Annotated in this window: 22 protein-coding genes; 10 read left to right on the plus strand and 12 right to left on the minus strand. The window is 70.4% G+C overall.

Features of this window, described 5'->3' with window-relative positions:
- Positions 1–78 precede the first annotated feature (78 nt).
- The 5 genes from ACZ4VK_RS18145 to ACZ4VK_RS18165 form a co-directional block, all read right to left on the minus strand.
- A complete protein-coding gene (locus ACZ4VK_RS18145; RefSeq protein WP_468353347.1) occupies positions 79–1,827 on the minus strand; it encodes a cellulase family glycosylhydrolase in 1,749 nt (582 codons plus the stop codon).
- A 94-nt stretch (positions 1,828–1,921) separates the two neighbouring features.
- Positions 1,922–3,415 (minus strand): glycoside hydrolase family 43 protein, encoded by a 1,494-nt coding sequence (locus ACZ4VK_RS18150; protein WP_468353348.1) that lies wholly within the window; start codon positions 3,413–3,415, stop codon positions 1,922–1,924.
- A gap of 43 nt (positions 3,416–3,458) precedes the next feature.
- Complete coding sequence (locus tag ACZ4VK_RS18155) at positions 3,459–4,379, minus strand: carbohydrate ABC transporter permease (RefSeq protein WP_468353349.1); 921 nt, start codon at positions 4,377–4,379, stop codon at positions 3,459–3,461.
- On the minus strand, positions 4,376–5,371 hold the full coding sequence (locus tag ACZ4VK_RS18160) for an ABC transporter permease (protein WP_468353350.1): 996 nt from the start codon (positions 5,369–5,371) through the stop codon (positions 4,376–4,378). Before ACZ4VK_RS18160 ends, ACZ4VK_RS18155 begins: the two co-directional genes overlap by 4 nt.
- Positions 5,368–7,047, minus strand: coding sequence for a type 2 periplasmic-binding domain-containing protein (locus tag ACZ4VK_RS18165; protein ID WP_468353351.1), 1,680 nt, complete (start codon positions 7,045–7,047; stop codon positions 5,368–5,370). The genes ACZ4VK_RS18160 and ACZ4VK_RS18165 overlap by 4 nt, the downstream gene beginning before the upstream one ends.
- 583 nt (positions 7,048–7,630) lie before the next feature.
- Between ACZ4VK_RS18165 and ACZ4VK_RS18170 the strand changes: the two genes are divergently transcribed.
- Positions 7,631–8,986: a flavin monoamine oxidase family protein gene (locus tag ACZ4VK_RS18170; protein WP_468353352.1), complete on the plus strand. Its 1,356-nt coding sequence runs from the start codon at positions 7,631–7,633 to the stop codon at positions 8,984–8,986.
- Between the two features lie 74 nt (positions 8,987–9,060).
- On the opposite strand, the gene ACZ4VK_RS18175 is transcribed toward ACZ4VK_RS18170, so the two are convergent.
- The 3 genes from ACZ4VK_RS18175 to ACZ4VK_RS18185 all read right to left on the minus strand — a co-directional run bounded on the left by ACZ4VK_RS18175 (position 9,061) and on the right by ACZ4VK_RS18185 (position 11,655).
- The gene (locus tag ACZ4VK_RS18175; RefSeq protein ID WP_468353353.1) at positions 9,061–9,954 is read right to left on the minus strand and encodes an MBL fold metallo-hydrolase; all 894 of its coding nucleotides are present in this window, start codon (positions 9,952–9,954) and stop codon (positions 9,061–9,063) included.
- Positions 9,955–10,126: 172 nt separating this feature from the next.
- On the minus strand, positions 10,127–11,377 hold the full coding sequence (locus ACZ4VK_RS18180; RefSeq protein WP_468353354.1) for an acyl-CoA dehydrogenase family protein: 1,251 nt from the start codon (positions 11,375–11,377) through the stop codon (positions 10,127–10,129).
- A 2-nt stretch (positions 11,378–11,379) separates the two neighbouring features.
- A complete protein-coding gene (locus ACZ4VK_RS18185; protein ID WP_468353355.1) occupies positions 11,380–11,655 on the minus strand; it encodes a hypothetical protein in 276 nt (91 codons plus the stop codon).
- A 184-nt stretch (positions 11,656–11,839) separates the two neighbouring features.
- Here ACZ4VK_RS18185 and ACZ4VK_RS18190 point away from each other — a divergent pair, with 184 nt between their 5' ends.
- Positions 11,840–12,400 carry a TetR/AcrR family transcriptional regulator gene (locus tag ACZ4VK_RS18190; RefSeq protein ID WP_468353356.1) on the plus strand — a complete coding sequence of 187 codons (561 nt, stop codon included), beginning with the start codon at positions 11,840–11,842 and terminating at the stop codon, positions 12,398–12,400.
- Positions 12,401–12,441: 41 nt separating this feature from the next.
- On the opposite strand, the gene ACZ4VK_RS18195 is transcribed toward ACZ4VK_RS18190, so the two are convergent.
- The gene (locus ACZ4VK_RS18195) at positions 12,442–14,586 is read right to left on the minus strand and encodes an ATP-binding SpoIIE family protein phosphatase (RefSeq protein WP_468353357.1); all 2,145 of its coding nucleotides are present in this window, start codon (positions 14,584–14,586) and stop codon (positions 12,442–12,444) included.
- A 277-nt stretch (positions 14,587–14,863) separates the two neighbouring features.
- Here ACZ4VK_RS18195 and ACZ4VK_RS18200 point away from each other — a divergent pair, with 277 nt between their 5' ends.
- The 5 genes from ACZ4VK_RS18200 to ACZ4VK_RS18220 all read left to right on the plus strand — a co-directional run bounded on the left by ACZ4VK_RS18200 (position 14,864) and on the right by ACZ4VK_RS18220 (position 18,952).
- A complete protein-coding gene (locus ACZ4VK_RS18200; protein ID WP_468353358.1) occupies positions 14,864–15,838 on the plus strand; it encodes an NAD(P)H-dependent flavin oxidoreductase in 975 nt (324 codons plus the stop codon).
- A 43-nt stretch (positions 15,839–15,881) separates the two neighbouring features.
- On the plus strand, positions 15,882–16,769 hold the full coding sequence (locus ACZ4VK_RS18205) for a crotonase/enoyl-CoA hydratase family protein (protein ID WP_468353359.1): 888 nt from the start codon (positions 15,882–15,884) through the stop codon (positions 16,767–16,769).
- A 149-nt stretch (positions 16,770–16,918) separates the two neighbouring features.
- Entirely contained in the window at positions 16,919–17,233 is a 315-nt protein-coding gene (locus tag ACZ4VK_RS18210) for a hypothetical protein (protein ID WP_468353360.1), read from the plus strand.
- 4 nt (positions 17,234–17,237) lie between these two features.
- A complete protein-coding gene (locus ACZ4VK_RS18215) occupies positions 17,238–18,812 on the plus strand; it encodes a sodium:solute symporter family transporter (RefSeq protein WP_468353361.1) in 1,575 nt (524 codons plus the stop codon).
- Entirely contained in the window at positions 18,809–18,952 is a 144-nt protein-coding gene (locus tag ACZ4VK_RS18220) for a DUF6126 family protein (RefSeq protein WP_468353362.1), read from the plus strand. The genes ACZ4VK_RS18215 and ACZ4VK_RS18220 overlap by 4 nt, the downstream gene beginning before the upstream one ends.
- A 235-nt stretch (positions 18,953–19,187) precedes the next feature.
- Here the strand turns inward: ACZ4VK_RS18220 and ACZ4VK_RS18225 are convergent, their stop codons facing one another.
- The 3 genes from ACZ4VK_RS18225 to ACZ4VK_RS18235 form a co-directional block, all read right to left on the minus strand.
- Positions 19,188–19,568, minus strand: coding sequence for a hotdog domain-containing protein (locus tag ACZ4VK_RS18225; RefSeq protein ID WP_468353363.1), 381 nt, complete (start codon positions 19,566–19,568; stop codon positions 19,188–19,190).
- Positions 19,565–21,229 (minus strand): flavin-containing monooxygenase, encoded by a 1,665-nt coding sequence (locus ACZ4VK_RS18230; RefSeq protein WP_468353364.1) that lies wholly within the window; start codon positions 21,227–21,229, stop codon positions 19,565–19,567. Before ACZ4VK_RS18230 ends, ACZ4VK_RS18225 begins: the two co-directional genes overlap by 4 nt.
- Positions 21,230–21,398: 169 nt before the next feature.
- Positions 21,399–22,409, minus strand: a complete 1,011-nt coding sequence (locus ACZ4VK_RS18235) for an alpha/beta hydrolase (protein ID WP_468353365.1) — start codon at positions 22,407–22,409, stop codon at positions 21,399–21,401.
- A gap of 157 nt (positions 22,410–22,566) precedes the next feature.
- On the opposite strand from ACZ4VK_RS18235, the gene ACZ4VK_RS18240 reads away from it, so the two are divergent.
- The 3 genes from ACZ4VK_RS18240 to ACZ4VK_RS18250 are packed head-to-tail and all read left to right on the plus strand — an operon-like array spanning position 22,567 to position 25,362.
- Positions 22,567–23,229 (plus strand): hypothetical protein, encoded by a 663-nt coding sequence (locus ACZ4VK_RS18240; protein ID WP_468353366.1) that lies wholly within the window; start codon positions 22,567–22,569, stop codon positions 23,227–23,229.
- Positions 23,222–24,592: a glutamine synthetase family protein gene (locus ACZ4VK_RS18245; RefSeq protein ID WP_468353367.1), complete on the plus strand. Its 1,371-nt coding sequence runs from the start codon at positions 23,222–23,224 to the stop codon at positions 24,590–24,592. Before ACZ4VK_RS18240 ends, ACZ4VK_RS18245 begins: the two co-directional genes overlap by 8 nt.
- Positions 24,589–25,362 carry a gamma-glutamyl-gamma-aminobutyrate hydrolase family protein gene (locus ACZ4VK_RS18250; protein WP_468353368.1) on the plus strand — a complete coding sequence of 258 codons (774 nt, stop codon included), beginning with the start codon at positions 24,589–24,591 and terminating at the stop codon, positions 25,360–25,362. The genes ACZ4VK_RS18245 and ACZ4VK_RS18250 overlap by 4 nt, the downstream gene beginning before the upstream one ends.
- Positions 25,363–25,445 lie beyond the last annotated feature (83 nt).

Genomic DNA, 25,445 nt, shown 5'->3' on the forward strand with positions numbered 1-25,445 from the left:
AAGGGAAGTCCTCGTGAAGGGGTCCCGGCTGCCGGGAGCGGACGTAGGACCCGGCAGCCGGGACGACGGGACGCGGGATCAGACGGTCGAGCCGGTCACCGACGTACCGGACTTGACGACCTGGTAGGTGATCTTCGCTCCGCTGTAGAAGTGGAACGTCAGCTTCACCGGGGCGTTGTCACGCAGCGAGGTGAGGAACTTGTCGGTGAGGGTGATGGTGTCGCCCGCGTAGTCGGGGGTGAAGGAGATGTTGAACTCCTGGAACTCCGTCCAGTCGGTGGGCCCGGCGTTGGTGCCGTCGGCGTACGTGGCTGCCATGGTGGCGAGCTGGTCCCCGCGGAACCGGGTGGGAATGGTGAGCGCGGAGGTGGTGCCCGACGTGCCGGTCTGCTGCGGGACGTCGTACGTCGTGACATGGAGCTTCCAGGGCCGGCCCTGCGAGAACCTGGCCTGCAGCGTGGCGTTGTCACCGTACGAACGGTCTCCGACCAGGCGGGTCAGTGCGGCGGCCTTCAGGGTGAGCCTGTCACCGGAGACCGCGTAGTCCCGGCCCGCGACGAGCTGCCGGTCACCCTGCCAAAGGCCGCGGAACGCCAGGCCGTTGCGGTTCAGTGTGAGCGACTGGTCCGTGATCTGGCCGGACTTGGGGACGAAGAGGCGGTCGAAGGACGTCGAGCCCGAGCGGGTGGTCCAGCTCGTCCTGATCAGGTCGAAGAGCTCCTGGTCCCGCCACTGGAAGGTCTCGCGATTCAGATAGGCGAAGGGGTCCCACAGGGCGGTGGTCACGCCGCTCTGGCGTGCCGCGTGACCGAGGTGCTCGAAGTACTTCAGGGCCTCGCCCCGCTCCACACGGGAGGGGTGGTGGTGGTCCGGCCAGCTGAGCAGCCCGTACTCACCGAGGTAGACGGGGATGCCGCGCGCGACGAAGGTGTCGCGCATGCGCTGGAAGGCGCCGTCGAGGTCCTTCCGCGCGGCCTCGTCGTAGTGGGTGCCGCCGGCGATGTTCACGCTGAACGGGAACCAGCTGTAGTAGTGCACGGTGGCGACCAGGTTGGGGTCGTCGAGGGACGTGATGGTGTTGTAGAGCGTGTCCATGAGCGGCTGGTCGGGCGTGCAGTAGATCGTGGGCAGCACGAGCAGGCGGTCGGTGTTCTGCCCGCCCGAGCCGCGGACGATCTTGTGGAACGAGGTGTTCAGCTCGTTCAGGAACGTGGCCTTCTGCGCGGCCGTGGCGTTCTCGAACTCGGGCTCGTTGATGCTCTCGAAGAGCAGGGTGCGCGGCTTGTCCTTGAACGTCGACGAGATCTGCGTCCACAGGGAGTCGAAGCGGGCCATCACGCCGTCATGGTCGGTGGCCATCCGGTCGACCCACTGCCAGGAGTCGTGGTGCACGTTGAGCACCACGTGGAGACCCTCGGCCAGCGCGAGGTCGGTGACCTCCTCCACCCGGTCCATGTACGTGGCGTCGACGGCGTACGGGGCGGTGGGGGACTGGCGGTCGGTCCAGGTGACCGGGATACGGACGCTGCGGAAGCCCTCCGAACGGACCTTCGCGAAGTGCGCCCTGGTGGTGAGCGGGTTGCCCCAGGAGGACTCGTTCGGGAAGGCGTCCAGGGTGTTGCCCAGGTTCCAGCTGGGCTGCATCGCGGCGACTGTTTCCATGGCGGACGTGGCGTTCGCGGGCACGCGCGGCGCCAGCGGGGCGGCGTCGGCCGCCGGAGCGGTGAGCCCGGCGCCGAGCAGTAGGCCGGCGGTGGCGACAAGGGCGAGCAGTATGCTCGCCAGGCGACTCGGGAGTCGCCTGGCGGCTTGGTACGCGTGGGTCATGTCCCTCGGGTCCCTTTCGGTTTCGGGATGGTGTGGGGGTGCCCCGCCTGCGGGACGTGCGTACAGGCGGAAATCCAGGGGGTCACGGGCGGGCTCAGGTCGCCGGGCTCGCTCGGACTGCCGGTTCGTACGCGAACCAGTCGGCGTGGACGGTGCCTCGGGCCGCGTACAGGCCGATGACGCGGCCCGTGAATCCGCCGGCCACCTCCGTCGACAGATAGCGGCCGTCGAGCGTGGCGAGTACGGCGAAGGCGCCGTCCGGCTGCTCCACGCCGAGGGTGACGACGTCGGGTCCGGTGCGCGCGTCGTGCGGCTCGGGCGGCGGCGTGAGGCGTACGGACAGAACGGTCGGCCCCGCGGGCACCGGCAGCGTGGCCACGACGGCGCGGACCGAGCCGACCCGGGAGATGACCCGTACCTGGGTACCGTCCGCCTCGATGCTGTAGTGGTGCCGCTCGTCGAGGCGTACGGCGAGGCCGCCGGCGCCCTGTGTCGCGTCGATCGACGCGGAGGCCCGGCAGGTGACGTGCTGTTGGCGGCGGCCGATGAAGACGGCGTCCGGTTCGTCGAGGGACGTACCGCGGGCCCGCAGTGTCAGCCGGCCCGGGCGCTCCTTGGTCGTGCAGTGCTCGGGGGACCGGTCGCGCACGGAGATCCAGGACGGGTGGAGCTCGGGGAGGTCGAAGTCGTCGCGGAACGGTGCGTCGGCGGCGCTGCCGGTGTCGGCGGGGGAGACGATCTCACCGACCACGGGCCAGCCGTCGTCGGTCCAGGTGACCGGTGCGAGGAACGTCTCGCGGCCCATCACGTGCCAGCCCGGGGTGCCGCCGTGCGGCCGGACGCCGAGGAACACCATCCACCACGAGCCGTCCGCGGCCTGCACCAGGTCTCCGTGACCGGTGTTCTGCACGGCGTGGTCCGTGCCGCGGTGGGTCAGGAGAGGGTTGTGCGGGCAGGGCTCGAAGGGGCCGCTCGGGCCGGGCCCACGGGCGATGGAGACGCCGTGCCCGCGCTCGGTGCCGCCCTCCGCGATGAGCAGGTACCAGTACGCGCCGACGCGGTAGAGGTGCGGCGCTTCGGGGGCCTTGGCGCCCGGCGCCCCGGACCACAGCCTGCGCTCCGCACCGAGCGTGCGCCCTGTGTACGGGTCGATCGCGACCTGCCCCACCCCGGCGAAGGTGCACCAGCAGGTGCCGTCCTCGTCCCAGGCCAGGTCCGGGTCGATGCCGGGGACGCCGGGAAGCCACACGGGATCGGACCAGGGGCCGGCCGGGTCGGTCGTGGTGACCAGCAGATTGCCGCCGCCCTCGGAGCAGTTGGTGACGATCAGAAAGAAGCGGCCGTCGTGGTGGCGCAGCGTCGGTGCGTAGATCCCCCCGGAGGACGGCATGCCGAGGGGCAGACGCAGCTGTTCCGGCCGGTCGAGGACGTTGCCGATCCGGGTCCAGTGCAGCAGGTCGCGGCTGTGGAAGAGCGGGATGCCGGGGAAGTACTCGAAGCTGGAGCAGACGAGGTAGTAGTCGTCGCCCACGCGGCAGACGCTGGGATCGGGGTGGAAACCCGGGACGACGGGCTGATCGGACACCATGGGGCCTTTCCTCGGAGGTTCGGGGTGCGGACGGGGCTGCCGGTCAGCCCTTGACGGCGCCGGTGAGGACACCCGTACGGAAGTGCTTCTGCAGGAACGGGTAGACGATCAGCAGCGGCACCAGCGTGAGGACGACCACCGCCATCTGCAGCGAGAGCGGGGCGGTCTGCGCGTGGATGTCGCCGAAGCCCCCGTTGGTCTGGCCCGGCAGCCCGATGCCCCGGTTCACGTAGGTGAGGAGCACGTACTGCAGCGGCCACTTCTCGCTGTCCGTCGGCATGTACAACATGACGTTGAAGAAGGAGTTCCAGTAGCCCACGCCGTAGAACAGGGCGATCACCGCGGTCACGGCGCGCGAGGTGGGCAGCACGACGGACCACAGGATCCGCCAGTCGCCCGCGCCGTCCATGCGCGCCGCGTCGATCAGCTCGGACGAGGTCGACGAGTAGAAGGCGCGCAGGACGAGGATGTTGAAGACGGAGACCGCGCTCGGCAGGATCAGCGCCCAGAACTGGCCGTAGCCGCCGAGCCCTGTGACGACCAGGAAGGTGGGGATCAGGCCGCCGCTGACGAACATCGTGACGATCAGCAGCCAGAGCACGGCCCGGTGCCCGTACGAACGCGGACGGGACAGGCCGTACGCGCACAGCACCGAGACCACCATCGACACCACGGTGCCCACCGCGGTGATGCCGAGGCTCACCAGGAGCGCCGTGCGGACCGTCGGCTCGCCCAGCATCTCCTTGTACGCCCGCAGGGTCAGGCCGTCCGGCCACAGGACCAGGCCGCCGGCCCGGTTGATGGCGCCCGAGGTCGACAGGCTGGTCACGACGATGATCCACAGCGGGATCAGCACCGCGCCCACCACGGCGGTCAGGGTCAGGCCCTTGGCCGTCTGTCCGAGCGCGGTCGGCGGTTCCTCCCACGGCGCCCGCGCCGCCTTGATCGTGAAGATGTTGGTCATTTCCGGTACAACCCGTCCTCGCCGAAAGCGTGGGCCAGGCGGTTGGCGCCCCAGATGAGCAGCAGGGAGATCACGCTCTTGAAGAGGCCGGCCGCCGCGCCGTAGCCGTAGTTGCCGGTGGCGATGCCGTAGTAGAAGGAGAAGGTGTCGAGCACGTCGGCCGTTTCATGGCCGACCGCGTTGCGCTGGATCAGGAACTGCTCGAAACCGACGGTGAGGGCGTTGCCCAGGCGCAGCACCAGCATCAGGACGATGACTCCGCGCAGCCCCGGCAGCGTGATGTGCCAAGTGCGCCGCCACCGGCCCGCGCCGTCGGCGGCGGCCGCCTCGTACAGATCGGTGTTGATCGCGGCGAGCGCGGCGAGGAAGACGATGATCCCCCAGCCCGCTTCCTTCCAGATCGCCTGCGAGGTGACCAGAAGGGCGAACGTGTCGGGGTCGGTCATGATGTCCCACGTGCCGATGTCGTGGGTGCGCAGGAACTGGTTGAGCACGCCGGCGCCGCCCAGCATCTGCTGGAAGATCGTGATGGCGAGGACCCACGAGAAGAAGTGGGGCAGGTAGACGATCGACTGGATGACGTTGCGGATCCGCTCGCTGAGCAGCGTGTTGAGGAGCAGCGCCAGCGCGATCGGCACGGGGAAGAACAGGATCAGCTGGACGAAGCTGAGATAGAGCGTGTTCTGCAGCGCACCCCAGAACCGCTGGTCGTTCAGGAGCTGTTGGAACTGGCCGAGCCCGGCCCACTCGCTGTTCCGGATGCCGGTCAGAGGGTCGTAGTACTGGAAGGCGGTGACGAGGCCGACCAGCGGTGCGTAGGCGAAGACCAGAAGCAGGACGACCGCGGGGACCGTCATGATGAGCAGCGAGCGGTCGCGGCGCAGCCTCATCCGCCGGGTGAGCCGCTGCGGCTGCCGTGGCTCGGGCGGCCCGGCCTGAGGCGCCTGGGCCCGATGCCGCTCGGCGGTCGGCAGCGCGTCGGTGGTGCTCACTGGCCGGTCCCGTACTTCTCCAGGACGTTCTCGGTCATCCAGCGCTTGAGCCGGTCTCCGCTGCCCGACTGCCAGCTCGAGATCGCGGCCTGGACGTCCTTGACCGTCTTCTTGCCGAAGTAGCAGTCCCTGACCGTGTCGTTGACGGACTGCGCCGCGGTGGCCGTGGCCATCTGCTGCGGCATCGCGATGTTCATGTTCCAGAAGGTCGGCTTGTACAGGCGCTTGACGTTGGTGGCCTGCCAGGCGGCGTAGTCCCGGGTGACGTCGTCGGCGCCCATGCTGCTGATCACGGCGGTCGGCGAGGCGAGGAAGGGGTACGTCGGCACCTGGGTGGACTTCCTGCCCTCGGTGGTGGCCGTCGGCACGCCGTCCTTCAGCGTGTGGTGCACACCCTCGACACCGAAGTTCGTGAGGGTGTACTCGCGTGAACCGTACGGCGCGGCAAGATAGTCGGCGACTGCGAGCAGTTCCCTGATCTGCGCGGGCTCCAGCCTGGCGTTGAGGTAGCCGAGCAGGCTGGTGGAGGCACCCATGAAGGTGCGCGGGGTGCTCCTGCCGTCGGCGGCGAAGATGTCGAACGCGCCGCGCCGGTAGTTCTTGTCGGCCGCCCGCCCGGCCTCGTGATCGGCCAGCGACCAGGCGCCGGTACCGCCGCCCTGGATGAGCACCTTGCCGGAGTAGAAGCGGGTGACGCCGCCCGCGTTGTCGCCGGCGAGCGCGTCCGGGTGCATACAGCCGGACGTGGCGAGCTTGTGGTGCCAGTCGAGAGCCTCCAGGAACTGGGGCGTCTCGAAAGCGTTGACCAGCTTGCCGTCCTCGACCCTCCACTTCGGGGGCACGTCCCAGAAGGAGAAGAGATACGTCCACACGTCGTCGAAGGCCCACACGCCGCGCTTGGCGTCGGTCAACTCCTTGCCCAGGCTCATCAGATCGGCCGCGGACGTGACCTGGTCGGCCGTGATGCCCTTGGCGTCCAGGATGTCCCGCCGGAAGAACGTGGTGCCGGCGACCACGAAGCGGCTGGACGAGCAGGGTATGCCGTAGAGCTTGTCGCGCCAGGCGCCGGCCTGCCAGGCTCCGGTCGGGAGAGCGGCAAGGTTCGGGTACTCCTTGATCTTGTCTCCGGACAGGTACGGGGTGAGATCGGCGAGCTGTGACCCGACCAGCTGCCCCACGTTGAGGTTGTTGTTCCACCAGGCCGGCAGCTGGATCCAGTCGGGCAGCCGCTCGGCCGCCGTCATGGTCGGCACGATGGTGGCGTAGTTGTTGCCGTCGGCCGGCTTCATGGTCAGTTCGACGCCGAGCGCCTCGTTCATGGCCTGGTAGAACGAGTTGCCCGGCGACGGCACCGTGCCCCACAGCGGAGTGACCGCGGTGTACTTGCCTCCCTTGCCCGGCACCCCGTCGACGGTCGTGGCGCGGTCGGACGGGTAGCGCAGGAAGCCCGGGTCCGTCACCGCGCCCTCGCTGCCCTGGACGGGGGAGATGTCGGGCTTGACGGCGTCGCGCGGTACGTAGGCCGGCAGGGCCGCCTTCAGACCGGATCTGGAGTTGCCGCCGGTGTTCCGCTCGCCCCCGCCACCGCAGGCCGACAGCAGGGGACCCGCCGCGGCGACCGCGGCGACCGACGCTGCCGCGCCGACGAACCTTCTGCGGTTGAGCTCTTGAGTCATGGGGGTTGCCCTTTCGCCCTCGGTGGCGCCGGAACTGTCGAAGCGCTTCGCTGAAGGTGGAAGTTAACGAGGTGTTTCGTTCGAAACAAGAGGTGCAACAGAAAGAAACTTTCTTCGGTTCGGGGCATTGACTCCCTGTGATGAGGGATGGCAGCGTCGATATGCGTCCCCAACTTCCCGCCCAGCGCTGCATGTTGAGGTGGCCGCCCCGTGAGTTCTGCTTTCCGGCTGGAAACCGACCGGCCCCGTGACGCGATCCCGCCCTGTCGCTGTCGAAGCGCGTCGACAACGCGGTCGAAATCGTTGCCGCTGATCGCATGGCCGCACCGTCTGCGGCGGTGCCGTGTCCCCGGGGCGATCCGGTCGCCCCGCCCCGCGAGCCGGAGTGCCGGCCCCGAGTCCCACCAGCGTGGTGGCTGTCGACGATTCGTGGGCCCCCGAACCGCTCCATGGTGCGGCCTCTGATGTATTCTCGAAGTCGAGTCGAGTTTCAGTAATCCTCCCGCGCAGGCTGCGACGCTCCCCTTCGCACGCGTGGAGACGGGGGAGAACGATGGCAGACAGGCAGAAGGAGTCCCCAGTCATGGCCGCAGTGCAAGGTGTGGATGAGGAGACCTGCGACGTCGTCGTCATCGGCGCGGGAATGTCGGGTCTGATGGCGGCCACGACCCTCGCCGGCAAGGCCGACGTCGTTGTGCTCGAGGCGGATGAACGGCCCGGCGGGCGCGTCGAGACGGTTCGGAAGGGGGACTACTGGATCAACGTCGGGACCCAGTTCACCGAGGGGACCGGGCCGCTGATCGACGCTCTTCACCGGCACGGCATCGAGATGGGATCCCTCGCCGACACGAGCGTGGCGCTCGTTCTCAACGGGGGACTGGTCGACACGTCCAATGTGGCCGCCCTCATGTTCCGTACGCGGATGACTCTCATGGACCGGGTCGGCATGGCGATCGTCGGGGCTCGCATCCTCTCCGCCGTCCCGTTCCTCGAGTCGGACAGCCGCCTGGCGAAGAAGGTGCGCGCCAAGCTCGACAGGCGTCTCGCGTCGGACCTCCTGCGCGGTGTCCGCTCCGAGTTGACCCGGGCCGTCGTCCGGTCCTGGTCGGGGCAGTGGATGGGGTGTGAGCCGGAGGAGACGGCGGCGACCCAGCTCGTGGTGTCGATCGGACTCGCCCTCGCGGACCCGGCGAAGGTGCCGAACTTCGCCCTGCCCGTCGGCGGCAATCAGACCTTGACCGACGTTCTCGCCGCGGACCTCGGCGAACGCCTTCGGCTCAGGTCGACCGTCCGGTCCGTGGAGAGGAGCGGAGACGGGGTCGTCGTGTACTACCTCGACGCGGGCCGCCCCGTGCGGATAGCCGCGAAACGCGCCATCGTCTCGGTTCCCAGCGACGTCGCCCTGCGCATCCTGCCCGAACTTCCGCAGGCACACCGTGAAGCGTTCGCCGACATCCGCTACGGCCGGTACGTGATCGTCGGCTTCTTCACCGAAGAGGAGGGGCCTCAGCCCTGGGACGGACTCCTCGGCGTATCCACGCCGCAGCTCTCCTTCCAAGCGATGTTCAACCACGCTGCCGCCCTGCGCAAAGCCGGCCCCCGGAAGCCGGGCGGTGCGCTGGCATGCTTCGCCGGTGGCGCCTCGGCCGACGCCTTGTTCGAGCTCTCCGACGAAGAGATCGTCGCTCGGTTCTCCCAGGACCTGCTCTCGGTCTACCCCCAGCTTGAAGGCAAGCTCGGGGACGGGATCGTACGACGCCACCACCGCGTGGTGCCGTTCTGGGCGCCCCGGGGACGCGAGTCGCTGCCGACGCTGCGCGATCCCCTCGGGCCGATCCACCTGGTCGGCGACTACCAGCTCGACATGCCGTCGCTCGCTGACGCGGCGACATCGGGCGAGAACGCGGCCAAGGCGGTTCTCTCGAGCCTGGGGCGCTGACCCTTCCGGCCTGGAGCCGGCCAGGAGCCGTCCTCTCGTCCATCGAGAGGACGGCTGTCCGTACGTTCGTCGCGCTACGTCGCGCGGAACCGTCCCGGTTCGACCTCCGCGACCCGGCCCGCGCCCGTCAGCCGGTTCAGGTGCTGCACCGCGGTCCGGCGCTCGACGGGCAGCACGTGGGGGCCCTTGACGTCGGGGCGGTAGACCAGTCGGCGATCGGCGATCTCGTCGACGGTCCGTGGTTCGGTGAGGAACGCCAGGAGGGTCGCGTCGCGCCGCGCCGGCACGCCGGCGAAGGCGTCGAGGCGTGCGGAGAACGCGGCGGCGCCCTCGACCACGCCCTTCTGATGGGCCGTGCCGTACCAGCGGGCGTCGATCTCCCGGCAGCGGCGCATGGACGCCTCGAAGTCGGTGAGGCTGCTGCCGACGTCCCCGTAGTAGGGGCCGAACGACGTCAGGTCGATGTCCGCCACGAAGAGGAATCCGTCCGGCTCGATCAGGAAACCGCAGTGGCCCGCCGTGTGGCCGGGCAGGTGCACGACGGTCACCGTGCGGCCGCCGAGGTCGAAGACGGTGCCGTCCTCGAAACCCGTGGCATCGGGGCGGTCCCGGACGTGGAAGTGGTCGCGCAGCATGAGGTCGGTGTGCTCGGCGGTGTCCGGAGGGAAGCCGTAGGCCGCGACCATGGCCGCGCGGGATCGCAGCGAGGCCAGGTCGTTCGTGTGGACGTGGACCGGCGTCTCGTACTCACCCAGAGCCGCGATGTGGTCCTCGTGAGCGTGACTCACGAGGACCACGTCCGCGGGTGGTGCCGTTCCGAGGAGCGACAGCGACGGGTCGATGACCAAGGTCTCGGCGGTGCCGCGTACGAGCAGCGAGTGGGCGTACGGGTAGGCGCCTCGCTCCGCGCCGACGATGACGGTGACTCCGCCGCCGTACACCGTTTCCGCGTATCCGGTACTGAGCAAGGTCGAACTCCTTCGTGTGCGTACGGAGTACGGAACGTGCTGTGGTGCTTGAGCGCGGCGAGCGCTCCGGTTCCCACTGTCGGGGTGCCAGGCGCCGCACCCTGCCATCCGCCCCATGAGCTCGCGAGCCGATTTCCCGCACCGGCCGCGCAGCCGCTTGCGAAAGTGCTGGTCACACACGTACGCGTGCCGGTCGGCAGTCGCCCGTCGCGGCCCTTCGGCCGAGTTCGGCGTGGGCGAGGGCGTTCTTGTGCGCCTCGTCGGGGCCGTCGGCGCAGCGCCCTGAGCGGAGGCCGGCGTAGGCGCGGGCGAGCGGGAAGTCGGGGGAGAGGCCGGCCGCGCCGTGCGTCTGGATCGCCTTGTCGAGGATCCACTGGACCGTCCGGGGCGTGGCGATCCTGATGGCCTGGATCTCGGCATGGGCGCCCTTGCCGCCGACGGTGTCCAACAGCCAGGCCGTCTTGAGCACCAGGAGGCGCAGTTGCTCGATCCGAACCCGCGACTCCGCGATCCAGTCGCGGATCACGCCCTGACGGGAGAGCGGCCTGCCGAGGGCCACTCGCTCCTCGGCGTGGGCGCACATCAGCTCGATGGCCCGCTCGGCGACGCCGAGGGAGCGCATGCACTGGTGGATCCGCCCCGGGCCCGACCGGGCCTGGGCGATCGCGAACCCGTCGCCCTCCTCCCCGATGAGCCGGGAGGCCGGGACCCGTACGTCGTGGAACTCCAACTCCGCGTGGCCGCCGTGCTCGTGGCCGTCGTACCCGAAGACCTCCATGGTGCGCCTGATCCCGAGCCCGGGGGTGTCCCGCGGTACGAGGATCATCGAGTGCCCTCGGTGCCGGTCCGCGTCGGGGTCGGTCCTGCCCATGACGAGGAACACCCGGGCGTTGGGGTTCATCGCTCCGGTGATCCACTGCTCGCGGCCGTTGATCACGTACGCGTCGCCGTCGCGCACGATCGACGTGGCGGTGTTCGTGGCGTCGGACGAGGCGGCATCGGGTTCCGTCATCGCGTGCGCGGAGCGGATCTCGCCGACGAGCAGTGGCTCCAGCCACTCCTTGCGCTGGGCCTCGGTGCCGAACTGGGAGAGCACCGCCATGGTGCCGGTGTCCGGCGCCGCGCAGTTGAGGACGGCGGGCGCGAGTTCCGGTGAGCGGCCGGTGATCTCGGCCAGAGGCGCGTACTGCAGGTTGGTCAGTCCGCCGCCCTCCTCACCGGGGAGGAAGAGGTTCCAGAGGCCACGCCGGCGGGCCTCGGCCCGGAGGTCGCCGAGCACCCGGACCGAGTCCCAGGCCCAGCGGTCGTCGAGAGCCCCGAGCTGCTCCCGGAACACCGGCTCGGCGGCGTAGACATGACTCCACATCAGATCGAGCAGGTTCTCCCGGAGCAGTTCGGTGCGGGGGTCGAAGGCGAAGTGCATGATCAGTGTTCCTTGAGTGCGGCGAGTTCGGCGTCGAGCAGGGGAGGGATTGCCTCGCCGATGCGGTCGAAGCCGGGTCTGACGGTCTGCCCGCCCAGGTGGCGGAAGTGGATGCCTTCGAGGATCGCGGCGAGCTTGAAGGCCGCGAGGCCGAGGGGGAAGCCGAGGCCGCGGAGGTCGCGCCCGCTGCGGGCGGCGTGGCGGGTGATGATCTCCGGCTCGCTCAGGAAGCCGGGTGCGTCGCCGGTGTCGGTCTGTCCCGCGCGTCTCTCGGCCATGGTCTCTCCTTGCGGTCGGAACACGGATCCGATCTCGATTCGTATTCGAGTTTATGGGGTGTTCGTCGCCCGTCAATACGTTTCAGCAGGAAGCTCGGGCCCTCGGCTGATACGATCTCGAATCGTGTTCGATAGAAATGCGACAACCCAGACACCGGCTCGCTCAGGCGCGCAGCGTCGCGGGATGGAGCGCAGAAAGGCCATCCTCGACGCCGCCCAGGCCCTGCTCGCCGAGCAGGGGTACGAGGCCGCCACCCTGAAGGCGACCGGTGACCGCGCCGGCATCCCGATCGCCTCCATGTACCACTACTTCGCCGACCGGCACCAGGTCGACGCCGAGCTGCTGCAGCGGCACCTGAGCGAGCTCGACAGGCTCTTCGAGGCGGCCCTGGCCGAGCCCAGGGCCCAGACGCTGCGCGAGGCGGTCGACATCATGATCGACCTGGTCGCCGACTACCTCCGCCGCCATCGGAGCTGCACCGAGCTCTGGTTCGTGGGACGTCACACCTCGCTCGGCGAACTCGTCCGCGCCTTCGACGAGGTGCAGGCGGAGCGGTTCTGGCGCCATCTCGTCGAGCGGGGCCTCCTCTCCTCCGGTACGCCCCTGCTCGCCCTGCTTCTCGCCTTCGAAGTGGGCACGGGGCTCTTCGACATCGCGTTCCGGCGCTCGCCGGCCGGTGACGACGCCACAATCGCCGAAGCGCGCCGCCTCGTCACCGCGTATCTGGAGACCTACGCCGTATAGGCAGGCCCCGGACCTGCCGAGTACGGCGGCGACACGCGCCGCTACGCGAGTGCCTGCTCCGCCCAGATGACCTTGCCCTCGCGGCCGTGCCGCGTGCCCCAGCGTTCGGCCAGCTGGGCGACGAGCAGCAGGCCGCGTCCGCCCTCGTCGAAGATCCGGGCGCGGCGCAGGTGGGGTGAGGTGCTGTTGGTGTCGAAGACCTCGCAGGTCAAGGTGGAGTCGAGGATGAGCCGCAGGTGGACCGGGGGCTTGCCGTAGCGGATCGCGTTCGTCACCAGTTCGCTGACCATCAGTTCCGTGGTGAAGGAGAGCTCCTCCGCGCCCCAGGCGGTCAGGGTCTCGGCCGTGAAGCGGCGGGCGCCGGAGACCGCTGCCGGGTCGGACGGGAGGTGCAGCGTGGCGACGTGGCTGGGATCGAGCGCCCGGGTGCGCGCGACCAGGAGCGCCACGTCGTCGGCGGGGCGCCCCGGGAGCAGGGCGGTCAGCAGTCGGTCGCAGATCTCGTCCGGCGACATCGAGGACCGTGACGCCTGTGCGAGGGTGTCGCCGAGCAGCTCCAGCGAGGCGCCCACGTCGCGCGCACGGCCCTGGATGAGGCCGTCGGTGTGGAGCGCGAGCAGGCTGCCCTCCGGCAGTTCCCACTGGGCGGTCTCGAACGGAAGTCCGCCGAGCCCCAGCGGCGGACCGATCGGCAGCTCCGCGAGGTCGACCGTCCCGGAAGCGGCCGGAGGAGTCGCCACGGTCGGCGGTACGTGCCCGGCGCTGGCGAGGGAGCAGAGCCGGGTTGCGGGGTCGTAGACCGCGTACAGGCAGGTGGCGCTGATCTCGACGTCCTCGCCGGCCTCCTCCCTCTGGAGGCGGATGACCACGTCGTCGAGGTGGGTGAGCAGTTCGTCGGGCATCAGGTCGATGTCGGCGAAGGCGCGGACGGCGGTCCGCAGGCGGCCCATGGTCGCGGCCGCGTGCAGGCCGCGGCCGACGACATCGCCCACGACGAGGGCGACGCGGGCGCCGGAGAGCGGGATCACGTCGTACCAGTCGCCGCCCACGCCCGCCCGGGACCCGCTGGGGAGGTAGCGTGCGGCGGTGTCGACGGCGGACTGTTCCACCGGGCCCTGTGGCAGCAGGCTGCGCTGGAGGGTGAGTGCGGTGGCGTGTTCCTGGGTGTACCGGCGGGCGTTGTCGATGTACACCGCCGCCCTGGCCGCGATCTCCTGGGCCAGCAGGAGATCGTCGTCGTCGAACGGCGCGGCGGTGCGGTCGCGCGCGAACTGGGCCAGGCCCAGGGTGGCCCCCCGTGCGTGCAGGGGCAGCAGCAGGACCGAGTGGATGCCGTCGTCGGGCGGGGCGGGCGGCGCGGGGGCGTCCGTCGCCGTGACCCGGAGCAGCATGGGCCGCCCCGAGGCCAGTGCCTCCGCAGGTGCCGAGTCCGCCGGGTAGGTGTGCGAACGGCCCGTGCCGACGGGGGAGTCCGCGGAGTCGTCCCGTACGGAACGCTGGGCGAGGCGCCGCAGCACCGGTGCGTCCGTGGGCGGCTGTGGCTCCCCGTCGCCCGGGGCGGGGCCGAGGAGGACGGAGTCGAGGAGGTCGACGGTGACGAGGTCGGCGAAGTGGTCGACGCCGACCTCCGCCAGCTCCTGGGCGGTACGGGTGGTGTCGAGCGTGGTCCCGATCCGCCTGCTCGCCTCGTCGGTCAGGACGAGCCTGCGCCGCATCCGCCGGTCGCGTACCTCCTGGTAGGCGGTGACCACCTCCTCCGAGCTGCGGTCGATGTACTCGAACGCCGTGGAGATCAGCCGCCGGGTCGCGGCGTTGGCCAGCCCCTGGTCGTCGGCGAGCCGGACGGCCTCCCCCTGCAGCAGCTCGAGCAGGACGACGTGTGCGAGGCGGTAGGAGCGGAGCAGCTTGCTGATCGGTACGCCGTCCTCGGCGAACCGGCGAGCGAGTTCCAGGGCGGTGGGAGGCACCTCGGCCCGCGTCACGTCGCGGTCGCGCTCCAGGGCGTCGAGGAAGGCCGTGACGTGCTCCGCGGTCTCCCGCGGCGCGGCCTGTGCAAGATCCTCGTGCCGCCACAGTTCCGGGAGCTCCCCACGCATGCGCTCCATGAGGATGCCGGCCCATTGCTCCGAGCGTGGCCTCAGCTCACGGGCCAGGCGGCTGAGGAACGCGGAGACGTCCTTCTCCATGAGTGAAACGTATCCAAGGACCCGGTCGCCCGCCTGTCCGGACGGGAGCGGCCGAGCGGGGGCGGAAGCCGGCGTCAGCGCCGACGGCCCCGGCGCGGGAGTGTGCGTCTCCCCCTCGGGGCCTTGACAGTTGCTCACAGGTCGACTCTAAACTCAAACTCGATTCGAAATCGAATCTCGCTCTCGGCCCGCCAAGCCGCCGGCGACATGGAGGTCGCCGTGGGGCTCGCGTCCGGCGACAGCAGGAGAACGGAGAGGGCCCTGGCCGGCCTCACTCATGATTTCGACTTCCTTCACCGAGTTGTTCGGAGTGGACCATCCGATCGTCTGCGGCGGCATGACCGGCGTGGGCACCGCGGACCTCATCTCCGCGGTGGCCGAGGCGGGAGCCCTCGGCTTCCTGACGGCGCTGACCCAGCCCACCCCGGAGGCGCTGGCGCGGGAGATCGCGCGGTGCCGCGAGATGACCGACCGGCCGTTCGGCGTCAACCTCACCATCCTGCCCACCCTCAAGCCGGTGCCGTACGCGGAGTACCGGGCGGCGATCATCGAGAGCGGCGTACGGGTCGTGGAGACGGCCGGCAGCAACCCGGCCGAGCATGTGACCGCGTTCAAGGCCGCGGGAGTCAAGGTGATCCACAAGGCGGTGGCCGTGCGGCACGCGCTCAAGGCGCAGAGCATCGGCGTCGACGCGGTCAGCGTCGACGGCTTCGAGTGCGCGGGACACCCCGGCGAGGAGGACATCCCCGGCCTTGTGCTCATCCCGGCCGCCGTGCGTCGTCTGGACATCCCCGTGATCGCCAGCGGTGGCTTCGCGAACGGCAGCGGTCTCGCCGCCGCCCTCGCCCTCGGGGCCTGCGCCGTGAACATGGGCACCCGGTTCGTCGCCAGTGCGGAGGCGCCGGTGCACCGGAACGTGAAGGACCAGATCGTGGCCAACGACGAACGGGCCACGCAGCTGGTCTTCCGCGAGTTCGGGAACACCGGCCGGGTCGCGCGCAACGCGATCTCCGAGGAGATCGTCACCCGGTCGAAGCGCCCCGGCGCGGTCTTCGAGGACGTCGCCGAACTGGCCTCCGGCGTCCGGGGCCGTACCCGCGTGCTCGAACAGGGGCAGATGGACGACGGCCTGTGGTGGGCCGGTCAGGCGCAGGGGCTCATCGAGTCCGTGGCCACCTGCGAGGAGATCGTCAGCGGCATCGTGGCCGACGCCGAGAAGATCATCGGCCGGCTCGCCGACCTCCGCGGATGAACCCGGCCGCGCCGCCCGCCGTACGAAGCAGGAGCACCCCCTGATGACCTGGACCACCCTCCATCACCGCGTCGACGACGGCGTCCTCACCGTCACCCTCGACCGGCCGGACCGTCTGAACGCCTTCACGCCGACGATGGCCGGGGAGCTCGAGCGGACGTTCACCGAGGTGAACGAGAACGACGACGTACGGGCCGTCATCGTCACCGGTGCGGGCAAGGCGTTCTGCGCCGGCATGGACCTCGGCTCGGACGGCAACGTGTTCGGGCTCGACGAGTCCCGTACGCCCACGCTCGCCGACATGAGCGATCTGGACAGCCCGGACATCCGCCGGGTCAGAGACACCGGCGGCAGGGTCACGCTGGCGATCCACGCGTGCCGGAAGCCCGTGATCGCGGCGATCAACGGTCCCGCCGTCGGGATCGGGGCGACCATGACGCTCGCGATGGACGCGCGGCTGATGTCGACGAACGCGCGGTTCGGCCTCGTCTTCGGCCGGCTGGGCATCACGCCCGAGGCCGCCTCGACCTGGTTCCTGCCCCGCCTGGTCGGTCTGCCCAAGGCGCTGGACCTGCTGTACTCCGCGGAGATCCTCGACGCGGAGGCCGCTGAAGCCGTCGGCCTGGCGAACGCGGTCCACGAACCCGACCGCCTCGTGAAGGAGGCTCGCGCGCTTGCGGACCGCTGGACGCTGGGCCGTTCGCGCGTGGCGACCGCGCTGACGCGGCAGATGACGGTCCGCAACGCGAACCTGGAGCGGCCGCAGGACGCCCATCGGGTGGAGTCCCTGGCGATGTTCTACTCCAGCATCGGCGACGGAGCCGAGGGAGTCTCGGCCTTCCGTGAGAAGCGCTCCCCGCGCTTCATGCGGCCGGCGTCCGGCATGCCGCCGTTCTACGACGAGTGGATCGCCGCCACCGAGAGCGGCTGAGGACCACCGGCGGTTCGCCCTCGGCAGCCGCCGCCCCACCTCTGTGCCCTTCCCTGTGCCGTGCTGCCGCGCCCCGTGCTCCCGGGCGCGGCGGCCGGCCCCTTCGCATGCCCTAACCTCACCCATCACCCCACCACCCCGGAGGCTCCGTGCACTCCCCTCCCGTCCCCACTCCGGCCGCCCGACCGCCCGCGCCCCGTCCCGATCGGCAGGTCGGGCGGGCGTTCCTGGTCGTCAACGCGGTGCCCCTCGGCATCGGCGTCGTGCTGTCCTGCTCCACCGCGCTCACCGGTATCCAGGTGTACGGACGCCTCACGCTCGGTGTCGTGTGGGGCCTCTTGCAACTCGGTGTCTTCGTCGGCAGCGCGTGGTGGTACGAGGCCCGGTCCACGCGACTGTGCGGTTCCGGTGAGTGGCCACCGGCCTCCCCGCCGCCCGGTGTCGTCCGAGAGCCGGGATGGTGAGCCGGTGACGACTCCGCTCCTCCTGAGCGCGGGCGTACTCGATCCGGTCGGCCCGGCCGCCCGGACGCCCGTGATCAGCGCGTTTCTGATCTTCATCGGGCTCTGCCTGCTGTGGACCTTCACCCTCGCGAGCCCGGACGAACGTCCGGAAAGGCTCTACACCGCCGACCGGTCCCTCTCGCCGGCCTTCAACGGCTTCGCCCTGGCGGGCGAGTACATCACCGTCATCACCCTGTTCGCGGCCTCCGGAGCGATCGCCCTCTTCGGATACGACGGGCTCGCCTCCGCCATCGACAGCGTCATCGCGCTCGGGCTCCTGCTCCTCCTCGCCCGGAAGATCCGCGAGAGCGGTCATTACACGCTCGGCGGCCTCTTCTCCCTGCGGGCCCCGGGCCAGGGACCGCGCACGGCGGCGGCCGTGGTGACGCTCGTCATCACGTTCCCGCTGCTCATCGTCCAGCTGCGGGCCGCCGGCATCAGCGCGGCGCTCCTGATCGGCATGTCGAGCGAAACGGCCCAGGTGGCCTGCACGGTGCTGATGGGCTGCCTCGTGGCCTGCTTCGCCGCGGTGGCGGACCTGAGGGGCACCAGCTTCGTCCAGGTCGTCAAGGTGCCCGTCACGCTGGTGACGCTCGCGGTGATCACCCTGCTCGCCCTGCGGAAGTTCTCGTGGAGCCCCGGCGGCCTGCTCGACGCCGCCGTGGAGCGGAGCGCGGTGCCGGACGGATACCTGAGCCGGGGACTCTGGGCGCACGCGGCGGGTCTGGGTCCGCTGAACACGATCAGCGACCACCTGATCGTGATCCTCGGCATGGCGATGATGCCGCATCTGATCCTGCGGGTCGCCGCGTCGCGGAGCGGGCCGTCGGCCCGACGGTCCACGAGCATCGCCGTGGGACTGACGGGGGCCTTCTACCTCCTGCTGATCACGACCGGATTCGCGGCGGCGGCCGTGGTCGGCGGCGAGAGCATCGGCGCGGTCGACGCGAACGGTCAGGCGGCCCCGATCCTCCTCGCCTCCGGTGTCCTCGGCCAGGGATCGACGGTACGCGTGCTCCTCATCACCGTCGTGGCCTGCGTGGCCTTCCTCGCGGTGCTTACGGCCGTGACGAGCGTGACCTTCTCGGCCGCGGTCTCCCTCACGCACGACGTCCTCGCCCGGACCAAGCGCCCTCTGAGCGCCACGGGCGAGGTCTTGGCCCTTCGTATCGGCGTCGCCGTCCTGTGTCTCGGAGGGGTGGCGCTGTCCGCCTCCGTCCACCGCTATCCCGTCGAGTTCCTGGTCATCTTCTCGCTGAGCGTCGCGGCGACGTGCGTCTTTCCCGTCCTGACCTACTCCTTCTTCTGGCCGGGGTTCAACCGTCGGGGGCTGCTGTGGTCCGTGTACGGGGGACTGGCGCTCTGCACCGTCCTCACCTTGTTCTCCCCGGCCGTCTCCGGGACCGCGTACGCGCTGTGGCCGGACGCGGCCTTCGACTGGTACCCGTTCCACACCCCGGGGCTGGTCTCGGTCCCGGCGGCCTTCCTGCTCGGATGGCTCGGCAGCACCCTCGACAAACCGAAAGGGGAACTGGCGTGAGCGGCAAGGACGCCGGCACGGGCCGGGCGAACGAGAGGTGGAAGGCGAAGGGCGTCGCATGGCGGGTCTTCTTCTACGTCTTCGGCACGTACGTGTTCCTCAACGTGGTGGGCCTCCTGGGCGCGCACGCCCAGAAGTAGCGAGCCCCGGTGGCGGGGGGGGGGGGGGGGGGCCCCCCCGGGGGGGGGGGGGGGGGGGGGGGCCCCCCCCCCCCCCCCCCCCGCCCCCCCCCCCCCCCCCCCCCCCCCCCACCGGGGCGTCGGCCCGGTCGTCCCGCACCACCGCGGGCCGACCGGGCCGAACTCCCTCCCGGGGAAGGAGAACAGCGCCCACCGAAAAGGCCGTGCACGCGTCGCGTGCACGGCCCCCCGACGGTCAGCGTGCCGTCGTCCCTGCGTCGGCCGGCACGACGGCCGTTCCTCGTGCCCGGGTGGCGACGACGGGCTCCGCCAGCACTTCGGCCCGGCCGGTGTCGTCGACCGTGCGGCAGATGACGCGGAGTTCGAACTCGACGGTCCGGCTACGGGTCCCCTTCGACACCAGGCGCGCCTCGGCTTCGACGACGTCGCCGCCGCGGACCGGGGCGAGGAACTCGACCGACGCGTACCCGGCGAACAGGCTCTCGTGGCCGTCGACGGTGATCGCCAGGTGCGTTCCGGCGTCTCCGAACAGCTTCAGACCGAAGGCCCCGTCGACCAGGTTCCCCGCGTAGTGCGCCTCGGAGTGGGCGACGTAGCGCTGGTGCACGACCTTCATGCCGTCTCCCTGTCGATGCGGGCGATGCGGCGGGCGACGGCCACACCGTCGAACTCGACGCCCGGGTAGCCGTGCTTGGCGAGTTTGGCGCACATCCTGCGGTACTTGCCGACTCCGCCCACGTAGCCGAGGAAGGTCGACGGCTTGCCGGTCACGTTCGAACCCCGGTACCAGGAGTCGGTGGTCGCGTACAGCGTCTGGCCGACCGTGAGCTCGGTGATCCTCACCCAGTCGTCCTGGGCTTCGGCCGTCGGCGCGATGACGCCGGCGCCCCCGGCCTTCGCGTGTCCGATGAGATCGGTGATCCAGTCGACGGCCTGCTCGATGGTGACCACGACATTGCTCGCGAGGGCCGGGCTCTGCGGTCCGCCGATCATGAAGAAGTTCGGGAACCCGGCGGTCATGATGCCCAGGTACGTCCGGACTCCGTCGCTCCACGCGTCCTGGAGCCTGCCGGACTCCGGGACGGAGATGTTGAGCGCGTACAGCGGGCCGGTGAAGGCGTCGAATCCGATCGCGAGGACGATGGCGTCGACCTCGTAGGAGCCGGCCGTCGTGACGATGCTGTCGCTCGTCATGGTCTCGATCGGTTCGTCGCGCAGCGAGACCGCCGAGACGTTCGGGCGGTTGAACGTCTCGTAGTAGTCGGTGCCGAAGCAGCTCCGCTTGGCGCCGAGCGCGTGGAAGCGGGGCTCGAGGACGGCGGCGGTCCCGGGGTCCTTGACGATCTGGCGGATCTTCTCGCGTACGAACTCCGCCGCGGTCTCGTTGGCCCGCGCGTCGGTCAGCAGATCGGAGAACTCGCCGCCGACGCCGTTGAATCCACTGCGCTCATAGGCCTTCTCATAGCGCTCGCGCCGCTCCTCGTCGGAGACGTCGAACGCCGCGGCGTCGGGGACGCGGTCCGGGATTCCGCCGAGCGAGTGGCGGCATTCCTCGCGGATCGCCGCGTAGTTGCTCTTGATCTCGTCGACGACATCCGCCGCCAGCGGGGCGTTCCGGGCCGGGAACACGTAGTTGGGGGTGCGCTGGAACACGGTGAGGTGCTCGGCGACCTCGGCGATGAGCGGAATGCACTGCACCGCGGACGATCCGGTGCCGATCACGGCGACGCGCCTGCCCGCCAGATCGCTCAGCGGGATGTCCCACCGGCTCGTCGAGACCGTGGTCCCGGTGAAGTTCTCGAGTCCCGGCACGTCGAAGGCCTTGGGCGTCGAGAGGCCTCCCGAGCCGGCGAGCAGGTAGCGGCCCCGCCGGGTCTCGCCGGAGTCGAGGGCCACCTCCCAGAGCCGCTCGTCCGGGAGCCAGGTCGCCGAGGTCACCCGGGTGTCGAAGCTGAAGTGCCGGCGCAGGTCGAAGCGGTCGGCGACGTGGTTGATGTAGCTGAGGATCTCGGCCTGCGGGGCGAAGCGCTCGCTCCACGTCCACTCCTGCTGGAGCTCCTCGCTGAACGAGTACGAGTAGTAGACGCTCTCGACGTCGCACCGGGCACCGGGGTACGTGTTCCAGTACCACGTGCCGCCGACGGTGGGCGCGGCCTCGAAGCCGGCGAAGGTCCAGCCCTTCTCGGCGACCTTGTAGGCGGCGTAGAGGCCGGAGAATCCCGCGCCGACACAGAGGACGTCGACGACGGGGGCTGGGGCTGGGGTCTTGTCAGTCATGCATGTGCCTTCGGGTAGTCGAAACGCGGGTGGCGGCCGTCAGGGCTGCGGCGGGGGCCGTGCACCCTCGGTACGCCGAGAGGACGAGTTGGTCATTTGACTCAGTCGTATGACCTAGGCAGGCTAATCAGCGGCGCGATCGGCCGTCAATAGTCGAATCGCAATCGAGTTACGCGTCGCCGGGGCGCCGCAGCCGGGTGTCCTTCACCAGTGGCGCGGCGAGGTCCCGCAGGTGGCGCACCACCTGGGCGATCGCCTCGTCCGTCCTGGCGAACACGCCCACTTCGGTGAAGAAGCCGTGGAACACGCCGGCGCAGCGGGTCAGGGTGACCTCGACGCCGTCCTGCCGCAGCCTCTCGGCGTACGCCTCGGCGTCGTCGCGCAGCGGATCGACCTCGGCGGTGAGCACGAGCGCCGGCGGGAGACCGCGCAGGGACGCCGCGCGCATCGGGGCCGCGAGGTGGTCGACCTCGCCCGTGTGGTCGGGCCCGATGTACTGCTCCCAGAGCCAGCGGGCGTCCGCACTGGTCAGCAGCGGCGCGTCGGCGAACTCCGTCCAGGACGGGGTGGCGAACGCGTCGTCGACGGCGGGGTAGACGAGCACCTGCGAGACGGGCTGGGTGCGCCCGAGGTCCCGGAGCTTGAGGCAGAGCGCGGCGGCCAGATTGCCGCCCGCGGAATCTCCTCCTACGGCGATCATGTCCCGATCGATGCCGAACCCGGCAGCCGACCGGCGCAGCCAGGCGAACGCGTCGAAACAGTCGTCGAGCGCGGCCGGATAGGGGTTCTCCGGCGCGAGCCGGTACTCCAGGGAGAACACCACCCACCCGGACCGGGCGGCTGTCGCGCGGCAGACCTCGTCGACTCCGTCGAGGGTGCCGAGGACGAATCCGCCACCGTGCAGGTACATCAGCGCCGGTCGTGTGCCTTCCGACGCCGACGACCCGTCCGGATGGTAGAGGCGGGCGCGGAGCTCGCCGGACCGGGTGGGCAGGGTCAGGTGTTCGACCCGGTCGAGGGGGGTGAGGGGCTGCTCCGGCGGTGAGCTCGCCAGGAGTCTCCGTGCCGCCTTCGCGCCCAGTTCGCGTACCGGTGTCGTGAGGGTTTCGGCGATGACCTGCGCGACGAACCGGGCGTCGGCGTCCAGCTGATCCCAGTACGACGGTTGCGCTTCGTTCACGGTGGGACCTCTCCGAAGTCATTGACATGGGGTAACCCGTGCTCCACCATCCTAGTCATCTGATCGAGTCAATTGACCATGTCGATCACCCCCATAGGAGATCCGAAGCGGCCGATGCGTGGCACGCGCGATCTCCCCAAGGCGAAAGGACTGGAGGATGACCGAAACCACGACGGTTCCTGCGGTGTCCGATGCGGCGGCCCTACAGATCGACGTACGGATCGAGGACGACGCGACTCCCCTCGTTCGGCTGATCGGCCGCACCCTGCGGGATTCCGCCCGTGCGGGCCACGCGCTCCCGGTGCTGCGGAAGCCGGCCGCCACGGTGGCGATCCGGTCCCACGACACGCCGCAGGCGGCGACGATCACCTTCGCCGACGGCGTCGTCGAGGTGGCGAGCGGAGCCGCCGCCGAACCCGACGCGGCGCTCACCGTCGACCTGAACGCCCGGTTCGCGCCCGCCGAAGCCCCCTCGGGCGACGCCGAACTCGCCGCGGACGCGCTGCTCGCGCTGTCGCCGCCGGTGCCGGACTGGCAGGCGGCCGCCGAGCACTTCTGGACCGCCGCGCGCTCCGTGCCGGGGATCCCGGACGTGCTCGTCGCGGTCACGGAGGGCCCCGACGGCCTGGAGCAGGTCGTGCTCGGCGAGGGTGCGACGCACTACCTGATCGCCGGAGCCCCCGAGACGCTCGCCGGCGTGTTCTCCGGAGCCGACGACCTCCTCGCCGTCCTGTCCACAGGTGTGCTCGGGGTTCAGGGCACCTTCTCCCAGCTGTCCGTCATGGTCGGCGCATCCTGGAAGGTTCGTTACGATGTCTGAACTCACCAAGGCCGGCGCGGGAGTTGACGCCCGCGATGCCGGAACCCGGGCCGTCCGGCTTGAGGCGACGAACCATGACGGCTCGTTCCTCGGCAAGACCCTGGCGCCGAAGAAGTTCGCCTCGGGCGTGAACTCGGGGTTCGCCTTCGCCGACCTCCTCTTCGGACTCGACCTCGGCAACGCCCCGGCCCTGGGATGCGTCTTCCCCGACTGGCGCGGGCATCTCGACGACGTCTACTTCCGCCCCGACATGTCGACCAAGGTCGAGTGGGAGCCGGGTCTCGACGCCGTGATCGGCGACTACTGGCTGAAGGACGGCACGCCGGTCCCCCTCTGTCCCCGCAACCTCACGCGGAAGATGACCGCCCGCCTCGCCGCGCTCGGCTTCACCGCGACCGTCGCCGTCGAGATCGAGGCGACCGTCTTCGAGGAGTCCATCCAGGAGGCGCGCGCCCGCGGATACCGCGACCTGACGCCCCTCGGCGGGAGCGCGGGCACGGCCTATCACCTCGCGAAGTCCAAGGACTGGACCGGGTACATGAACGCCGTCGCCGACCGGCTCGACGCGGTCGGCATCGCGTGGGAGGCCTGGAGCGACGAGGACGCCGCCGGCCAGATCGAGATCAACCTGGCGCCCGGCGACCCGATCACGGTCTGCGACGCCTGGGCGCGGACCCGCCAGATCATGCGCGAGGTCGCGTTCGACCTCGGGCACACGGTCACCTTCATGGCCAAGCCCACCGCGGGCTACGGACAGGCCTCGCACATCAACCTGTCTCTCCAGCGCGACGGCGTCAACGCGTTCTTCGCGGAGGACGGACCGTCGGAGACGATGCTCCACGCCGTCGGCGGTCTGCTCGCGACGCTGGAGGGCAACTGCTCGATCGTGCTCCCGCAGATCACCTCGTACCGGCGCCTGGTGGATCTCAGCGGCCCGCCGGTCACCGTCAGCTGGGGCATCAGCAACAAGACCACCGCGGTACGGGCGGTCTGCGGACACCCCTCGTACTCCCGCCTGGAGTACCGGGTCCCGGGCGCGGACGCGAACCTGTACCTCGCGCTCGCCGGCGTCCTCGCCGGGGTGATCGCGGGCCTGGAGCGCAAGATCGAACCGCCGGAGCCGGTCACCGACATGGCCTGGTGCATGCCGCCCGGGATCCTCACACGCCTGCCGGACACCATCACGAAGGCCGCCGCCGCGCTCGAGGCGGATCCGCTCCTCCGTGACCTCCTGGGATCCGAATTCGTGGACTACTGGGTCGGATCGCGCCGGTGGGAGTGGATGCAGTTCCACACCGCGGGCGGTGACCCGTTCGCCGAACTCTCCCCGTGGGAGTCCAGCCGATACTTCGAACTGCCGTGAGCGCGCAGGGCATCGAGGCGGCCGCCGTGCGGCCGCTGATCGGCGTCACCGGCCGGCGGATCCGGCTGGACCTGATCCGGGGCGCGGACCGCCGGTACGGCGATCGCTGCGTCGACAGCTACATGTCCGACTACGGGATCCGGATCGCACGGGCCGGCGGTCTCCCGGTGAACCTCTCGTACGAGACGGATCCGGAGGCGGTCTGTCACTGGCTGGCCGGCGTCGTCATCACCGGCGGGCAGGACCTGCATCCGGCGTGCTGGGGCGGGGACACGTCCGTGGTCCGCGACGTCGACCCGCGGACGGACCCCATGGTCCACGACCCCGAGCGGGACGCGCACGAGCTCGCCCTCGTACGCGCCGCGCTCGACCGGGGGATACCGGTGCTCGCCGTGTGCCGGGGCATGCAGGTCCTCAACGTGGCGCTCGGCGGCACGCTCGTCGCCGACCTGCCGCCCGGTGAGGTGCGGCATCTGTCGCAGGAGGCCGCGCTCACCGACGGCACGGCCGATCACCTCGTGGCCTTCGAGCCCGGCTCGATCGTGGCGGGACTCTTCGGAGCGCGGGCCGTCACCAACTCGTGGCACCACCAGGCCGTCGACCGCTGCGGCGCGGGACTCGTCGTGACGGGGCGGACGTCCGACGGTGTGGTCGAGGCGGTGGAGCTCCCGGACGCACCGGTGCTGGGTGTCCAGTGGCATCCGGAGTGGATGGAGAGCGACGACCCGACGATGACGTGGATCGTCGAGGAATCCGTGAAACGCCTGTGACGAGGGGGATCCGAGTGCGTCCGGACGCGGCCGGCGGCCGACGCACTCGGGTCCGCCGGTCACCGTCCGTCGTTCGCTGCCCG

This window comes from Streptomyces sp. NPDC028711 (assembly GCF_055565415.1).

Excerpts from the sequence above, each read along its gene's own strand:
- ACZ4VK_RS18225 (WP_468353363.1), bottom strand. The coding sequence starts at position 19,568 with ATGAAGGTCGTGCACCAGCGCTACGTCGCCCACTCCGAGGCGCACTAC.
- ACZ4VK_RS18205 (WP_468353359.1), top strand. The coding sequence starts at position 15,882 with ATGACCTGGACCACCCTCCATCACCGCGTCGACGACGGCGTCCTCACC.
- ACZ4VK_RS18150 (WP_468353348.1), bottom strand. The coding sequence starts at position 3,415 with ATGGTGTCCGATCAGCCCGTCGTCCCGGGTTTCCACCCCGATCCCAGC.
- ACZ4VK_RS18165 (WP_468353351.1), bottom strand. The coding sequence starts at position 7,047 with ATGACTCAAGAGCTCAACCGCAGAAGGTTCGTCGGCGCGGCAGCGTCG.
- ACZ4VK_RS18155 (WP_468353349.1), bottom strand. The coding sequence starts at position 4,379 with ATGACCAACATCTTCACGATCAAGGCGGCGCGGGCGCCGTGGGAGGAA.
- ACZ4VK_RS18195 (WP_468353357.1), bottom strand. The coding sequence starts at position 14,586 with ATGGAGAAGGACGTCTCCGCGTTCCTCAGCCGCCTGGCCCGTGAGCTG.
- ACZ4VK_RS18170 (WP_468353352.1), top strand. The coding sequence starts at position 7,631 with ATGGCCGCAGTGCAAGGTGTGGATGAGGAGACCTGCGACGTCGTCGTC.
- ACZ4VK_RS18185 (WP_468353355.1), bottom strand. The coding sequence starts at position 11,655 with ATGGCCGAGAGACGCGCGGGACAGACCGACACCGGCGACGCACCCGGC.
- ACZ4VK_RS18230 (WP_468353364.1), bottom strand. The coding sequence starts at position 21,229 with ATGACTGACAAGACCCCAGCCCCAGCCCCCGTCGTCGACGTCCTCTGT.
- ACZ4VK_RS18145 (WP_468353347.1), bottom strand. The coding sequence starts at position 1,827 with ATGACCCACGCGTACCAAGCCGCCAGGCGACTCCCGAGTCGCCTGGCG.
- ACZ4VK_RS18240 (WP_468353366.1), top strand. The coding sequence starts at position 22,567 with ATGACCGAAACCACGACGGTTCCTGCGGTGTCCGATGCGGCGGCCCTA.
- ACZ4VK_RS18190 (WP_468353356.1), top strand. The coding sequence starts at position 11,840 with ATGGAGCGCAGAAAGGCCATCCTCGACGCCGCCCAGGCCCTGCTCGCC.
- ACZ4VK_RS18245 (WP_468353367.1), top strand. The coding sequence starts at position 23,222 with ATGTCTGAACTCACCAAGGCCGGCGCGGGAGTTGACGCCCGCGATGCC.
- ACZ4VK_RS18180 (WP_468353354.1), bottom strand. The coding sequence starts at position 11,377 with ATGCACTTCGCCTTCGACCCCCGCACCGAACTGCTCCGGGAGAACCTG.
- ACZ4VK_RS18200 (WP_468353358.1), top strand. The coding sequence starts at position 14,864 with ATGATTTCGACTTCCTTCACCGAGTTGTTCGGAGTGGACCATCCGATC.